This is a genomic window from Streptomyces sp. NPDC060194, from assembly GCF_042728285.1.
Classification (GTDB): Bacteria; Actinomycetota; Actinomycetes; order Streptomycetales; family Streptomycetaceae; genus Streptomyces.
On record NZ_JBHWZH010000010.1, the window covers coordinates 9,248 to 22,951 of the forward strand.

Annotated in this window: 14 protein-coding genes; 8 read left to right on the forward strand and 6 right to left on the reverse strand. The window is 74.0% G+C overall.

Annotated elements, in window-relative coordinates; all coding sequences use genetic code 11:
* Window positions 1-143 precede the first annotated feature (143 nt).
* On the reverse strand, window positions 144-896 hold the full coding sequence (locus ACFWEG_RS03745; protein ID WP_387208797.1) for a nucleotidyltransferase domain-containing protein: 753 nt from the start codon (window positions 894-896) through the stop codon (window positions 144-146).
* A gap of 348 nt (window positions 897-1,244) precedes the next feature.
* On the opposite strand from ACFWEG_RS03745, the gene ACFWEG_RS03750 reads away from it, so the two are divergent.
* The 5 genes from ACFWEG_RS03750 to ACFWEG_RS03770 all read left to right on the forward strand — a co-directional run bounded on the left by ACFWEG_RS03750 (window position 1,245) and on the right by ACFWEG_RS03770 (window position 5,900).
* Window positions 1,245-2,843 (forward strand): ATP-binding protein, encoded by a 1,599-nt coding sequence (locus tag ACFWEG_RS03750; RefSeq protein WP_387208799.1) that lies wholly within the window; start codon window positions 1,245-1,247, stop codon window positions 2,841-2,843.
* Entirely contained in the window at window positions 2,840-3,247 is a 408-nt protein-coding gene (locus ACFWEG_RS03755) for a roadblock/LC7 domain-containing protein (protein ID WP_387208801.1), read from the forward strand. Before ACFWEG_RS03750 ends, ACFWEG_RS03755 begins: the two co-directional genes overlap by 4 nt.
* Entirely contained in the window at window positions 3,244-3,624 is a 381-nt protein-coding gene (locus tag ACFWEG_RS03760; protein WP_387208803.1) for a DUF742 domain-containing protein, read from the forward strand. The genes ACFWEG_RS03755 and ACFWEG_RS03760 overlap by 4 nt, the downstream gene beginning before the upstream one ends.
* The gene (locus tag ACFWEG_RS03765) at window positions 3,605-4,255 is read left to right on the forward strand and encodes an ATP/GTP-binding protein (protein WP_387208805.1); all 651 of its coding nucleotides are present in this window, start codon (window positions 3,605-3,607) and stop codon (window positions 4,253-4,255) included. The genes ACFWEG_RS03760 and ACFWEG_RS03765 overlap by 20 nt, the downstream gene beginning before the upstream one ends.
* 76 nt (window positions 4,256-4,331) lie before the next feature.
* Window positions 4,332-5,900, forward strand: a complete 1,569-nt coding sequence (locus tag ACFWEG_RS03770; RefSeq protein ID WP_387208807.1) for a cytochrome P450 — start codon at window positions 4,332-4,334, stop codon at window positions 5,898-5,900.
* Here the strand turns inward: ACFWEG_RS03770 and ACFWEG_RS03775 are convergent.
* Window positions 5,894-7,060 (reverse strand): anhydro-N-acetylmuramic acid kinase, encoded by a 1,167-nt coding sequence (locus ACFWEG_RS03775; protein WP_387208894.1) that lies wholly within the window; start codon window positions 7,058-7,060, stop codon window positions 5,894-5,896. The two genes, ACFWEG_RS03770 and ACFWEG_RS03775, sit on opposite strands and share 7 nt — an antisense overlap.
* Before the next feature lie 99 nt (window positions 7,061-7,159).
* On the opposite strand from ACFWEG_RS03775, the gene ACFWEG_RS03780 reads away from it, so the two are divergent.
* Window positions 7,160-7,939, forward strand: a complete 780-nt coding sequence (locus ACFWEG_RS03780) for a GNAT family N-acetyltransferase (RefSeq protein WP_387208809.1) — start codon at window positions 7,160-7,162, stop codon at window positions 7,937-7,939.
* On the opposite strand, the gene ACFWEG_RS03785 is transcribed toward ACFWEG_RS03780, so the two are convergent.
* A complete protein-coding gene (locus ACFWEG_RS03785; protein ID WP_387208811.1) occupies window positions 7,936-8,427 on the reverse strand; it encodes a nuclear transport factor 2 family protein in 492 nt (163 codons plus the stop codon). The genes ACFWEG_RS03780 and ACFWEG_RS03785 overlap by 4 nt on opposite strands.
* A gap of 65 nt (window positions 8,428-8,492) precedes the next feature.
* Here ACFWEG_RS03785 and ACFWEG_RS03790 point away from each other — a divergent pair, with 65 nt between their 5' ends.
* Together ACFWEG_RS03790 and ACFWEG_RS03795 are read left to right on the forward strand one after the other, a co-directional pair.
* Window positions 8,493-9,074: a PadR family transcriptional regulator gene (locus tag ACFWEG_RS03790; protein ID WP_387208813.1), complete on the forward strand. Its 582-nt coding sequence runs from the start codon at window positions 8,493-8,495 to the stop codon at window positions 9,072-9,074.
* A gap of 214 nt (window positions 9,075-9,288) precedes the next feature.
* Window positions 9,289-10,257, forward strand: coding sequence for an RluA family pseudouridine synthase (locus tag ACFWEG_RS03795; RefSeq protein ID WP_387208815.1), 969 nt, complete (start codon window positions 9,289-9,291; stop codon window positions 10,255-10,257).
* Here ACFWEG_RS03795 and ACFWEG_RS03800 read toward each other — a convergent pair.
* From ACFWEG_RS03800 to ACFWEG_RS03810, 3 genes are all read right to left on the reverse strand, one after another.
* On the reverse strand, window positions 10,232-11,032 hold the full coding sequence (locus ACFWEG_RS03800) for a VOC family protein (protein ID WP_387208817.1): 801 nt from the start codon (window positions 11,030-11,032) through the stop codon (window positions 10,232-10,234). The two genes, ACFWEG_RS03795 and ACFWEG_RS03800, sit on opposite strands and share 26 nt — an antisense overlap.
* A gap of 102 nt (window positions 11,033-11,134) precedes the next feature.
* The gene (locus tag ACFWEG_RS03805; RefSeq protein ID WP_387208819.1) at window positions 11,135-12,589 is read right to left on the reverse strand and encodes an amino acid permease; all 1,455 of its coding nucleotides are present in this window, start codon (window positions 12,587-12,589) and stop codon (window positions 11,135-11,137) included.
* The gene (locus ACFWEG_RS03810; RefSeq protein ID WP_387208821.1) at window positions 12,586-13,653 is read right to left on the reverse strand and encodes an ATP-dependent DNA ligase; all 1,068 of its coding nucleotides are present in this window, start codon (window positions 13,651-13,653) and stop codon (window positions 12,586-12,588) included. Before ACFWEG_RS03810 ends, ACFWEG_RS03805 begins: the two co-directional genes overlap by 4 nt.
* Window positions 13,654-13,704 lie beyond the last annotated feature (51 nt).

A 13,704-nucleotide genomic window follows, 5' to 3' on the forward strand; every position in this document is an offset into this window, starting at 1 on the left:
CAGGCAACGCGCGGCGCTGTTTGCGCCCACACCCCCGCCCGGCCCGGCGAGAGGGCTCTACCCGGCCGGGGCGGGGGGGGGGGGGGTCCGGGGGGGGGGGGGGGGGGTGGGGGGGTCGGCCGGGCGGGGCCGGCCCCGCCCGGCTAGGACGCCCCCGGACCGTCTCCCGGCGGAGCCGGCTCGGGGGTGCGTCGGCCGACGACGTACCCCTCCCACAGGCGTCCGCCCGCCGGTGCGAGCACCTCGTCCACCAGGGCGACGAGGTCCCCGCAGCCGGCCGCCGGCGCGGCCCGCGACGCCGCCTCCAGTCGGGCGGCGAATCCCGGCCGCACCTCGTCGGCCCGCCGTGCCAGCCACTTGCCGCCGCCGAGCCAGGCCCGGTGCTGCAGCAGCAGGAAGGCGGCGGTGCGTTGGACGATCTCGGCGACGACGAAGAGCCGCTCGCCCGGGTCGCGGCAGCCGGCCAGATCGTCCAGGAGGTCGGTCAGGTAGTACCGGTGGGCGTCCCGCTCCTCCTCGGTGAGCGGGGCCGGCCCGGCCGCCGCGACCCGCCGCGACTCCTCGGCCAGCGCGGCCCCGACCCCGTCGCGGTCGAGGATCAGATCGCCCTGCGCGCACATGTCCATCAGCGGCGAGCGCCGCTCGGCCACCTCGCGGGTGAAGAACTCCCGCCAGCTCTCGGGGCTCTGCACGAACAGCTCCACCGGCCACCCGCCGGAGCGCAGGCTCTCCCGGTACGGCGCGGCCGCGGAGTCGGTGACCACCACGATGTCCAGGTCCGAGTACGGGGTGCGCCAGGACGTGAGGACGCTCCCGGCGAGGAAGGCGGCCCGCGCCTCGGGGTGCCGGTCGGCCACCAGCGCGCGTGCGGTCGCGTGCGGTTCTGTGTTCGCCATCCGCACATTCTGTCCGCGGCGGCCCGGGCCGCGCATCGGTATTCGATCACGCGGCGGCGTCGGACCCGCGCGCGGCAAAGGTGCAGTTGAGGGCTGTGGTACGGCGGTTGGCGCCGTGTGCGCCGCGTCCGGGGAAACGTCACTGCCCGTGCTGGCTCGGGAACCGAGCGTGCAAATCCCGGGAGTCTAGTACGCCGCGAAGGCCGCCGTACGCGGTTGGGAGAACTCCCGAAGCGCTGATCGCCAAGGGCTACGCTCGCCTCGTTGTGACCGCAGTTGGCACGTATTCAGGCATTTGTTCGCATCGGTTCCCGAACGTCCCGTCCGTCGACCGCCAGAGGGATAGCAATGGCACGCGTTGAGGCGCCCCCCACCGATCGCACCGTCCCCGTCGTCCGCGCCCTGCTCCTGGCGATCGTCCTGACCTCCGCGGCCACCGTCGGCGCGGCGGCCCTCGCGGAGCAGGCCGCCCGGATACCCCTGCTCCTCGCCGGCGTCGCGGCCACCGTCGCCGTCGCCGCGCTCTCGGCCGTCGCCGCCCGCCGCCGGCTCGACGCCCGCGCGCGGGAGCAGCGCGACGCCGTCCGGATCGCCGACCTCGAACGCCGCCTGGCCGGGCACGACGACCGGCTCGCGGGGCTCGCCGACGAGGTCCTGCCCGCGGTCGTCCGCCAGCTGCGGGCGAGCATCCCGCCGACCCGCATCAGGAAGCAACTGCGCGAGGCGGCCGCCGCCTACGAGGACCTCCCCAGCATCGGCCGACTCGTCGAGGGCGTCATCGCGGTCGTCGACCACGAGATCCTGCGCCGCCAGGGCGCCGAGCACAGCTTCGTCGGCGTCGCCCGCCGCGTGCAGACCATCGTCGCCCAACAGGCCATCGAGCTGCGGGAGATGGAGGAGGACCACGGGTTCAACCCGGAGGTCTTCGACGACCTGCTCCGCATCGACCACGGCAACGCCCTGATCGGCCGCCTCGTCGACAGCATCGCCGTCATGAGCGGCAGCAAGCCCGCCCGCCAGTGGCGGCGCAACGTCGCCCTGTTCAGCGTGCTGCGGGGCGCGATGTCCCGGATCCTGGAGTACCCGCGGATCAAGCTCGACTCGGTCGCCAAGGTCGGCATCGTCGCGCCCGCCGTCGAGTCGGTCATCCACCTCCTCGCCGAGATCCTCGACAACGCCACCCGCTACTCGCCGCCGACCTCCAAGGTGCGCGTCAGCGCCGTCGAGGTACCGTCGGGCGTCGCCATCGAGATCGAGGACTCCGGCGTCCGGCTCACCGAGACGGCCCGGCTGCGCATCGAGAAGCTGCTGCACGGCGCGATGCAGGGCACCGACGTCGACCAGATCGGGGAGTCGCCGCGCCTGGGGATCGCCGTCGTCGGCCGGCTCGCCACCATGTGGAACATCCAGGTGTCGCTGCGCTCCTCCGCCTACGGCGGCCTCCGCACGGTCGTCGTCGTGCCCAGCGAACTGCTCGGCGAGGCGCCGCCGCGCAACATCATCGAGGCCATGGCCCACGGCATCGGGGCGCTCGCCCAGCCGGGCCCGGACGGGAAGATGCCCCGTCCGCCGCGGTCGCACGGCAGGCCGCCCAAGGAGGAGCGCGAACCGAAGCCGGCCGCCGTCCCGGCCGCCGTGCCCGGTCCCGCGCCCTCCTGGCAGGTCGACCGGCCGGCGGTGCCCAGGTCCCGTGCGCTGTCGGCGGACGACGACGAGCCGGTGGTGACCGAGTGGACCGAGGACGGGCTGCCGCAGCGCCGCAGCAAGCTCCGCGCCCAGCTCGAGATGCCCCCGCCCGCCCCCGCACCCCGCCCGCGCGCGCCCGAGCCGACGACCGCGCCCGGCATCCGGGTGGAGCAGTTCATCAGCGCGGCCAAGGGACTGCCGCACCAGCCGCCCCCCGCCCGGGAGTCGGGCGAGCCCCGAGACGAGGAGGACCAGACGTGATCCGGCAACTGGGCAACATGGACTGGATGCTGAAGGACCTCTCCCAGAGCGCCCAGGGCATCCTGCAGATCGTCGTCCTGTCCGCCGACGGGCTGCGCATCGCCCGCCACGGCGGCGACCCCGACGGCGCCGACCGCGTCGCGGCCGCCTGCGCCGGCCTGCAGAGCCTGGCCGCCGCCGTCGCCGCCGAACTGCCCTACGGCGAGGGCGTGATGCGGATGGTCGTCATCGAGATGGACGCCGGCTTCTTCTACCTCATGGCCGTGGCCCCCGGCTCCTACGTCGCCGTGCTCACCGACGAGACCGCGGACTCGGCCCGGATCGGGGCCGCGATGCGGGACATGGTCGCCCGGATCGGCGAGAACCTGGCCAGCCCGCCCCGGCACGACGGGAAGGCCGGATGACGTCCCCGCCCCGCCGGGAGCGCCGCGAGCCCCTGCCGGAGGAGGACCCGGACTCCGACCCCGACCGGCTCTACCTCCTCACCGGCGGGGCGCCCGGCGGGCGCGCCCCGATCGACCTGGTCACCATGATCGTGGGCCGGCCCGTCGACCCCGACACCCTCCAGCCCGAGCAGGCGGCGATCGTCCGGCTGTGCTCCTCCCCGCTGTCGGTCGCGGAGGTCTCCGCCTACCTGCGCCTGCCGTTCCGCGTGGTGGCCGTCATCCTCACCGGACTCCTCGACGCCGACCTGGTCGAGTCGCGCGCGCCCCTCGTCCGCAAGGCCCTGCCCGACCGGGCCCTCCTCGAAGCGGTGATGCATGGACTCCAGAAGCTCTGACACCGTCCTCGGCGCCGGCGCCGTCATCGACCCGGACGCCGTCGTCGGACCCCGGCAGGAGGACGTCCTGCCCGACACCACCCGGGCCGCCGTCAAGATCGTCATCGTGGGCGGCTTCGGGGTCGGCAAGACGACCATGGTCGGCTCGGTCAGCGAGATCAGGCCGCTGACCACCGAGGAGACCATGACCCAGGCGGGCGTCGGCGTCGACGAGAACCGCGGCGTGGACGACAAGACCGCCACCACCGTCGCCATGGACTTCGGCCGGATCAGCATCAGCGACGAACTGGTCCTCTACCTCTTCGGTACCCCGGGACAGGAGCGGTTCTGGTTCCTCTGGAACGGGCTCTTCGAGGGGGCGCTCGGCGCGGTCGTCCTCGTCGACACCCGCCGGCTCCAGGTCAGCTTCGAGGTCATCGGACGGCTGGAGGAGCGCGGGGTGCCGTTCGTCGTCGCCGTCAACAGCTTCCCCGACGCCCCGCGCCACCCCGTCGAGTCCCTGCGCGCCGCCCTCGACCTCGCCGACGAGGTCCCGATGGTCGACTGCGACGCGCGGCAGCGGGCGTCCAGCCGCGACACCCTGCTCACGCTCATGCGCTACCTGCACGGGCTGGCGGCGCGGGACACATGAGCCCGCGGGGTGCTTTGCCGACATGTCCGTCCAGGGCCGCATGCCAGAGGTCCAGCGATCCACGTCAGGAGTGCACGTGACAGCCCCCTCCCACCCCGAGTCGGGATCCCCGGACGGCTCGGCCCTCCCGCCCCCGCAGTGCCCGGCCCACGCCGCCGGCGCCGCGCTCAACGGCGTCGACCGGGACCTCGCCCCCACCACCACCGCGGTCTCGCCCGTCGGCCCCGGCGGGATCCGCCGCCTCTACGGGCCCGAGGTCACCCACGACCCCGTGGGCGTCTACGAGAAGCTGCGCGCCGAGCACGGGTCCGTGGCGCCCGTGCTGCTCCACGAGGACGTCCCCGCCTGGCTCGTCCTCGGCCACCACGAGGCCATGCACGTCGTCACCACGCCCGCCGTCTACTCCCGCGACCCCCGCAACTGGCGGCTCGTCCACGACGGGACCGTCCGCCCCGACCACCCGCTCGGCCCGCTGTTCGTCTGGCAGCCCTTCTGCAGCTTCGCCGACGGGGCCGAGCACGTCCGGCAGCGCGGCGTGGTCGACGAGGCGATGGGCGCCTTCAGGATCCGCGACGCCCGCCGCTACATCGACGACTTCACCAACCTGCTCGTCAACGAGTTCTGCCGGGACGGCCGCGCCGACCTCGTCCCGCAGTTCACCGAGCACCTGCCGATGATGGTCATGTGCGAGGTCCTCGGCATGCCCGAGGCCTACAGCGAACGCCTCGTCCGGGCCGCCCGGGACATGATCAAGGGCACCGAGACCGCGCTGGCGAGCAACGAGTTCGTGATGCAGCACCTCATGCGGCTCGTCGCCGCCCGCCGCGCGCAGCCGACGGACGACTTCACCTCCCGGATGCTCGCCCACCCCTCCGCCTTCACCGACGACGAGGCCGCCCAGCACCTGCGGCTGGTCCTCATCGCCGCCTACGAGACCACGGCCAACCTGATGGCCAACGTGATCCTGATGGTCCTCACCGACCCCCGGTTCCGCGCCCAGCTCAGCGGCACCAGCATGACCGTGGTGGCGGCCGTCGAGCAGACGCTGTGGGACCGGCCGCCGTTCACCACGATGTTCGGCCGCTGGGCCGCGGCCGACGCGGAGCTCGGCGGGAAGCGGATCGCGAGGGGCGACGCCCTCGTCCTCGGGATCGCCGCGGCCAACCTCGACCCGGCGATCCGCCCCGACCGGGCCAAGCCGATGCTGGGCAACCGCTCCTACCTCACCTTCAGCGGCGGCCCGCACGAGTGCCCCGGCCAGGACCTCGGCCGCACCATGGTCGAGATCGCGGTCCACTCACTGCTCGTGCGGCTGCCGACCGTCGACCTCGACGCGGACGAGCACGAGCTGCGCTACGAGGCGTCGCTGATGGCGCAGCACCTCAAGGAGCTGCCGGTCACCTTCGAACCGGGGCCGCCGCAGGCGGTGTCCGACGGCGTCACGCTCACCAGCCTCCGGCCCCAGGAAACCGCCTCCGGCGATCTGCCGCGGCCGGCCGCGGCGCCCCCGGCAGCCACACCTCCGGCCGACGCGCCGCAGGCGGCCGGGGCGCCGGCTCCGGACCCGCTGATCCCCGCCCAGCGCGGGGTCTCCGCGCCCCGCCGGCTGGTCCGGTCGGTCGTGCGGTGGTGGCGCGGCTACTGACCGACGACGAGCCGCGTCGGCGCGAGGGACCCGAGCGGCGGCAGGGCGATGCCGTCCCGGCCGGGGGTGACGGAGCCGAGCACGCTCGGGTGGCGGGCCCCGGTGCAGCCGGGCAGGGTGCCCGCGAGTCCGTGGAGGGTGAGGAAGCCGAGCACGGCGAAGGCGTACGCCTCCTTCGCCGCGGACGGCAGCCCGAGCTCGTCGGAGAACCGCAGCGGCGTCCCCGCCAGTTCCTCGCGCAGCATCTGCACGAGCACCGGGTTGCGGGTGCCGCCGCCGGACGCGACGACCTCGGTCGCGCCGGCCGAGCGGACGGAGTCGGCGACGGTGCGCGCGGTCAGTGCGGTGAGGGTGGCGACGAGGTCGTCGGGCCGCACGTCCTCGTCGAGCCCGGCCAGCGCCTCCCGCAGGTAGGCGCCGTGGAACAGCTCCTTGCCGGTCGTCTTCGGGGCGGGCCGCGCGTAGTACGGCTCGGCGAGCAGGCGGTCGAGGAGCGCGGTGCGCACCCGGCCGCGGGCCGCCATCGCCCCGTCCGCGTCGTACGCGAGCGCGCCGCCGGTCAGCTCGCGCGCCGCCGCGTCGATCAGCGCGTTCGCCGGGCCGGTGTCGTACGCCACCGGGTCCTCGCCCGCGACCGTCAGGTTCGCGATGCCGCCGAGGTTGAGGGCGACCGGGACGCCGGGCAGGCCGCGCAGCCAGAGCACGTCGAACAGGGCGACCAGCGGCGCGCCCTGGCCTCCGGCGGCGACGTCGCGCGGCCGGAAGTCCGAGACGACCGTGCGGCCGGTGGCCTCGGCGATCCATGCGGGCTGCCCGAGCTGGAGCGTGCCGTGCACCCGGCCGTCGGCCACCCAGTGGTAGACGGTCTGCCCGTGCGACGCGACCGCGTCCGCCCGGCCCCCGCACAGCTCCCGGTCGGCCCGCGCGGCCAGCGCGCCGAACGCCTGCCCGATCCGCGTGTCGAGCACGCACACCTCGCGCAGGTCCGTCGCCGCCGGCGGCAGCGCGGCCGCGAGCGCGTCCCGCAGTTCCGGCGCGTACTCCTCGCTGACCATCCCCAGCGGCCGCACCCGCAGCTCCCCGCCGACGAGGTCGATCTCGGCGGCCGCCGCGTCGACGGCGTCGTACGACGTCCCCGACATCATCCCGATCACGCGCAGTCCCGGCATCGCGTCCCTCCCGTTGCGTCGGTCCCGGTGATCGTATGCGCCGTGCGCAAACCGCTTGTCGGCGGTGCGGGGCGATGATGGGGTGCGGTCATGGACCACGACGAGGTACTCGCGCTCTTCGACCGGCGGATGCGGCGGGAGGCCGTCCCGGACGGGCCGGACACGCGGGTCGAACGGGTCGGCGGCGTCGTCCGTTCGGTCGGACCCGCGCACGCGTGGAACGGGGTCCTGTGGTCGGACCTCACCCCGGCGACCGCCGACGGGGCCGTCGCCGAGCAGGCCGCCTTCTACGCCGGCCGCGGGCTGACGTGCGAGTGGAAGCTGTACTCGCACGACCGGCCCGACGACCTCGGCCGGCGGCTCGCCGCGGCCGGGTTCGAGGCCGAGCCCGCCGAGTCGCTCATGGTCGCCGACCTCGCCACGCTGCCCACCGACGCCGAGCCGCCCGCCGGCGTCCACCTGCGGACGGTCGCCGCACCGGCCGACGTGGCGCTGGTCGCCGAGGTCCACGAGCAGGCCTTCGGCACCGACAGCCCGTGGCTGACCGCGCTGCTCCTGGAGCAGTTGGAGCGGGGCGCGACCGATACCGCCGCGGTGCTCGCGATGGCGGGGGAGCGGCCCGTCAGCGCCGCACGGCTGGAGATGCCGGCGGGCGCGCCGTTCGCGAGCCTGTGGAGCGGGGGGACGGTGGGGGAGTGGCGCGGGCGGGGCATCTACCGCTCGCTCGTCGCCCATCGCGCGCGGATCGCTCGGGAGCGGGGCTATGCGTACCTCCAGGTCGACGCGACCGAAGCCAGCCGCCCGATCCTGGAGCGCCTCGGCTTCGCACGGCTGGCGACGACGACGCCGTACGTGAAGGCCGCCCGCTAGGAGGGGCTCGGGGCCGGCGCGCTGTCGGGGGCCGGGGCGAGGCCGTCCTCGACGAGGCCCTTGAGGACCGCCGCGCCCAGGGTCTGGACGGCGGACAGGGGGCGGACCATGACGGTGAACTCCTTGATCCGGCCGTCGGGGGCGAACTGCAGGAGGTCGATGCCGTGGATGTCCCTGCCGTCGATCGTGGCGCGGAAGGGGAGGACGGCGGAGTCGGCGGGCTCGCCGGCGGCGGTCTCCACGGTGCCGTCGAGCGCGCCGACGTAGCGGAGGTCCTCGAAGGTGCGCAGCAGGACGCCGAACAGGCCGAGGACCGCGGGGCGGCCGGTGAAGGGGACGAACTTGACGGGGCTGTGGAGGACGATGTCCTCGGTGAACAGCTCCTCGAGCGCGGCGAGGTCGTGCTGCGCGACGGCGGTGCGGAAGGCGTCGGTGGGCGTCACGGTGGCTCCTGATCGGCGTCGGTAGTCATCGATGTGACTAGTCATGTCGATGAGTATCATGGCGGCAGCCCCGGGAACAGCCCCAGGGACTCCCGACAGGAGGAACGCCCATGGCGTTGCGCCACGCGGTGCTCGCCGCGCTGCTCGACGAGGAGCTGAGCGGTTACCAGCTGACGAAGGCGTTCGACATCGGCGTCGCCAACTTCTGGCACGCGCTGCCGCAGCAGCTGTACGCGGAGCTGAGCAGGCTGGAGGGGGCGGGGCTGGTCACCGGGCGCGAGGTGGTGCAGGAGAGCCGGCCCAACAAGCGGCTCTTCCGGGTCACGGACGCGGGGCGGGCCGAGCTGGAGCGGTTCGCGGCGGCCGCGGTGAAGCCGTCGTCCATCCGGGACGACCTGCTGGTCAAGGTGCAGTCCGCGGACCGGATCGGGGCGGAGGAGGTCGTCGCACAGCTCGCCGAGCGGGCGGAGTTCGCCTCCGCGCGGATCGCGCTGTTCAGCGCGCTGCTGGCGAAGATGCGCGGCTCCCTGACCGAGGAGGAGTTCCTGCGCGACGGGGATCGCATCGGGCCGTACCTCACCTGCCTGCGGGGCCTGGCCTTCGAGCAGGGCAACCTCGACTGGTGCGAGCATTCCGCGCAGGTCCTGCGCAACCGCCTGGCGGCGAGCCCCGCCGGCCCTGACGGCGGCTGACCCGTCGACCGCGGCTGCGCCGCGAAGCGCCCCGGTGGGGCGGGGGGCGATGTCGCCGCCGAGCGGCACGAGACGGCACGCGAGCCGCACGCACTCACCCAAGCCGGCGAACGCAATCGGCCCGGCCGGCGTTCGAGGCCTCCGGGCGGAGCCCGGTATCCGCGGCGGAGCCGCGAACATCCCGTCGCTGCCGCCCAAGGCTTACGCTCCACCGGTGAGCAGAGCCGCCCGCCGGGCCCGTCGTCAGCCGCCGCCCGCGCCCCTCCCGCAGCGGGGCGGGATCGATCCCGTGCGGGTGCGGCTGCCGCAGGGGGAGGAGTGGGCGACCGTGCGCGACTACCTCGTGGCCCGGTACGGGCGCGCGATCGGGTCCACGCGGGTGGACGCCATGCTGCGGGAGGGACGGTTCCACGGCCTCGGCGGCCCCGTCGGCCCGGACGCCGCGTACGAGCCGGGCGCGTACGTGTGGTTCCACCGGGACCTCCCCCCGGAGCGCCCCGTACCGTTCGCGGTGGAGGTCGTGCACCGGGACGAGACGATCGTCGTGGTCGACAAACCGCACTTCCTCGCCACCACCCCGCGCGGAAGCCACGTCACGGAGACCGCGCTGGCGCGACTCCGCAGGGACCTGGACCTGCCGGAGCTCACCCCCGCCCACCGCCTCGACCGGCTCACCGCCGGCCTGCTCCTCCTCGTGGTGCGCCCCGAGGACCGCGGCGCGTACCAGGCGCTGTTCCGCGACCGCCGCGTGCGCAAGGAGTACGAGGCGGTCGCCCCGTACGACCCCGCCCTGGAGCTGCCCCGGACGATCCGCAGCCGGATCGTGAAGGAGCGCGGCGTGCTCGCCGCCCGCGAGGTGCCGGGCGAGCCCAACGCGGAGACCCGCGTGGAGCTGCTCGACCACCACGGCGGCCTGGGCCGCTACCGGCTGCTCCCCGCCACCGGCCAGACCCACCAGCTCCGGGTGCACATGAACGCCCTCGGTCTGCCCCTCCTGCACGACCCCCTCTACCCCGTGGTCGACCCCGACCGCAGTGACCCGGAGCGCGAGGACTTCACCCGCCCCCTCCAACTCCTCGCCCGCTCGCTCGACTTCACCGACCCCCGCTCCGGCCGCCCGCACCGCTTCCGCAGCGGCCGTTCTCTCGGCGCGTGGCTCAGGCCGCGGCCTCCGCACTCGTGATCACCGCGAAGAACGCGCCCTGCGGGTCGGTCAGCATCGCCATCCGCCCGACCCCCGGCATGTCCACCGGCCCCATGAGGACCGCGGCCCCGCGCCGGGTCGCCTCGGCGACCGTGGCGTCGGCGTCCGGGGTCTCGAAGTAGGGCTGCCAGTAGCCCGTGCCGTCGGGCAGCATGTCCGGGCCGAGCTGCATCAGGCCGGCGTGGGCGCGCTCGGAGCCACCGCCGGTGGGGGAGGCGACGGTGTAGGTGTCGGACACCGCGCCGGGCGGGAGCGGCATGTCCTCGTACTCCCAGCCGAGGACTCCGGCGTAGAACGCCTTGGAGCGGGCGGCGTCCGGCGTGAAGGACTCCGTCCAGCAGAGGGTCCACGGGTCGGTGACCGCGTCGAGTCCCTTGTTGCCGCCCGGCTGCCACACCGCGAACTCCGCCCCGGTCGGGTCGGTGAAGTGGGCCATCCGGCCCTGGTCGAAGATGTCCATCGGTGCGGCGCGGACCGTCCCGCCCGCCTCCTCGACGCTCTTGGCGGTGGCGTCGGCGTCCGCGGTCTGGAAGTACACCGTCCAGGCGGGCTTCGCGCCCTCCCCCTGGTGCGGGCCGACCGCCGCGACCGTCCTCCCGTCCCGGACGAACATCCCGTACCCGCCGGCCTCCGGGCCCGCCGAGGCGAACTCCCAGCCGAAGAGAGCGCCGTAGAACTCCACGGAGGCCGGCACGTCGCCGGACCCGAGATCGACCCAGTTGGGCGCGCCGGAAACGTAGTCGGTGGTGAGCATGACGGTCCTCCTCACTCGCGGCCCGGCGCCTCGGTCAGATGCCGGATGTGACCTGGAACACAGCATCGCAGCCCCCACTGACAATCGCCGCCCGGCCACCGCTCACCCGTCGGCAGGCCCCTTCTGAACTGCGGCGATGTCCCGTACCCGACCCCGCACCCCGTACCAGCCGGCGACCAGTGCGGCCCCGATCGGGAGGATCAGCAGCACGGTCCAGCGGTTGATCCGGTCGCCGCCGAACGCCATCAGGCCGAGCACGGAGAGCAGGAACGCGACGGTGACCACGTTCAGGTACGGGGCCGCCCAGAGCCGGAACGCGGGGCGCTCGCGGCCCAGGGACCGGCACCGCCGGACGAACACCAGATGGCAGACCATGATCAGCGACCAGGTGCTGATGATCCCCAGGGAGGCGACGTTCACGACGATGCTGAAGGCCGCGTCCGGCAGCCACGCGTTCAGCGCCACGCCGAACAGCGCGACCCCCGAGGTCAGGAAGATGCCGCCGTAGGGGACGTGCGTGCGGCTCATCCGCGCGGTGAAGCGCGGGGCCGAGCCGGCCATGGACATCGAGCGCAGGATCCGGCCCGTCGTGTAGAGGCCCGAGTTGAGGCTCGACAGGGCCGCGGTGAGCACCACCAGGTTCATGATCCCGTCGGCCGCGGGGATGCCGATCGCGGACATCGCCGTCACGAACGGGCTCTCGTCGGCGGAGTACGCGTCCCACGGCAGCAGCAGCGCCAGCATGAGCACCGACCCGACGTAGAACACGCCGATCCGCCACATGATCGAGTTGACCGCCCGGGGCACGACCTTCGCCGGTTCGGCGGTCTCCCCGGCGGTCACGCCCACCATCTCGACCGCCGAGTAGGCGAAGATCACCCCTTGGACGACGAGGACCACCGGCAGCAGCCCCACCGGGAAGAAGCCGCCGTTGTCGGTGATCATGTGCAGTCCCGGCACCTCGTCGCCCACCGGCGTCCGGGTCACGAGCAGCGCGATCCCGATGCCCATGAAGCCCACGAGCGCGGCGACCTTGATCACCGCGAACCAGAACTCCATCTCGCCGAAGAGCCGCACCGACACGAGGTTCACCACGAGGACCACCGCCAGCGCCACCGCGGCGAGCACCCACTGCGGGACCGGGGTGAACACCGACCAGAAGTGGGCGTAGAGCGCTACCGCGGTGATGTCGGCCATTCCGCCGGTCGCCCAGGTCAGGAAGTACATCCAGCCGGCCACGTAGGCGCCCTTCTCGCCGAGCAGCTCCCGGGAGTAGGAGACGAAGGAGCCGGACGAGGGGCGGTAGACGACCAGCTCACCGAGTGCGCGGACGACGAAGAAGGCGAAGACCCCGCAGACCAGGTAGGCGAGCGCCAGCGCCGGGCCTGCCTTCGCGAGGTTGCCGCCCGCGCCGAGGAAGAGGCCGGTGCCGATCGCCCCGCCGATCGCGATCATGCTGATGTGGCGGGGCTTGAGCGTCTTGCTGTACCCGGCGTCGCCGGGATCGACCGGCGGGGCGGGTGCGGCCTGCCCGCCGGCGGGGACGTGCTCGCTCACCGGCCGCCGCCCAGGACCTCGGCCAGGTCGAACGAGACGGGCTCGGCCAGCTGGTCGTACGTGCAGCTCGACGGTTCCCGGTCGTCGCGCCACCGCTTGAACTGGGTGGTGTGGCGGAAGCGGGTGCCCTCCATGTGGTCGTAGCCGACCTCGCACACCAGCTCGGGGCGGAGCGCGACCCAAGAGGCGTCCTTCTTGGCGTTCCAGCGGTTGACGGAGCCGGGCAGCCGGTTGGCCTCGTGGGCCGCCTCGTTCGCCCAGTCCGCCCACGGGTGGCCGGAGGGGTCGTCCATCCGCAGCGGCTCCAGGGCCTCGACCAGCTCCGCGCGGTGCTTGGCGGAGAACGCCGAGCTGACGCCGACGTGCTGGAGCACGCCCTTGGCGTCGTACAGCCCGAGCAGCAGCGAGCCGAGTACCGGCGCGTTCTTCGCCAGCCGGTAGCCGGCGACCACGACGTCCGCGGTCCGGGCGTGCTTGATCTTGAACATGGCCCGCTGGTCGGGGCGGTAGCCGCCGTCCAGCGGCTTGGCGACGACGCCGTCGAGGCCGGCGCCCTCGAACTGCTCGAACCAGCGCTCGGCGAGTTCGCGGTCGGTGGTGGCGGGCGCGAGGTGGAGCGGCGCGGGGGCGCCTCCGACCGCGCGCTCCAGGGCCGCGCGGCGCTCGGCCTGCGGGGTGCCGAGCAGGGAGTCGTCGCCGAGCGCGAGGAGGTCGAAGGCGATGAACGAGGCCGGCATCTGCTCGGCGAGGAGCCGGACGCGGGAGTCGGCCGGGTGGATCCGCTCGGTCAGTGCCTCGAAGTCCAGCCGGCCGTCCCGCGCGATGACGATCTCCCCGTCGACGACGCAGCGCGGCGGCAGCAGCTCCGCCAGAGCGGCGACCAGTTCGGGGAAGTACCGGTTGAGCGGCTTCGCGCTCCGGCTCCCGATCTCCAGCTCGTCCCCGTCCCGGAAGACGAGCGCACGGAACCCGTCCCACTTCGCCTCGTACTGCATCCCGGGCGGGATCTTCGCCACCGCCTTGGCGAGCATCGGCTTCAACGGCGGCATCACAGGCAGGTCCATCCCCCGATTCTGGTGGCGAGATGCCGGGAAACGACCGATATGCGTACCGTG

Bases quoted from the DNA above. Each gene is read 5' to 3' on its own strand.
- ACFWEG_RS03745 (WP_387208797.1), bottom strand. From the start codon at position 896: ATGGCGAACACAGAACCGCACGCGACCGCACGCGCGCTGGTGGCCGAC.
- ACFWEG_RS03750 (WP_387208799.1), top strand. From the start codon at position 1,245: ATGGCACGCGTTGAGGCGCCCCCCACCGATCGCACCGTCCCCGTCGTC.
- ACFWEG_RS03760 (WP_387208803.1), top strand. From the start codon at position 3,244: ATGACGTCCCCGCCCCGCCGGGAGCGCCGCGAGCCCCTGCCGGAGGAG.
- ACFWEG_RS03765 (WP_387208805.1), top strand. From the start codon at position 3,605: ATGGACTCCAGAAGCTCTGACACCGTCCTCGGCGCCGGCGCCGTCATC.
- ACFWEG_RS03780 (WP_387208809.1), top strand. From the start codon at position 7,160: ATGGACCACGACGAGGTACTCGCGCTCTTCGACCGGCGGATGCGGCGG.
- ACFWEG_RS03785 (WP_387208811.1), bottom strand. From the start codon at position 8,427: ATGACTAGTCACATCGATGACTACCGACGCCGATCAGGAGCCACCGTG.
- ACFWEG_RS03790 (WP_387208813.1), top strand. From the start codon at position 8,493: ATGGCGTTGCGCCACGCGGTGCTCGCCGCGCTGCTCGACGAGGAGCTG.
- ACFWEG_RS03800 (WP_387208817.1), bottom strand. From the start codon at position 11,032: ATGCTCACCACCGACTACGTTTCCGGCGCGCCCAACTGGGTCGATCTC.
- ACFWEG_RS03810 (WP_387208821.1), bottom strand. From the start codon at position 13,653: ATGGACCTGCCTGTGATGCCGCCGTTGAAGCCGATGCTCGCCAAGGCG.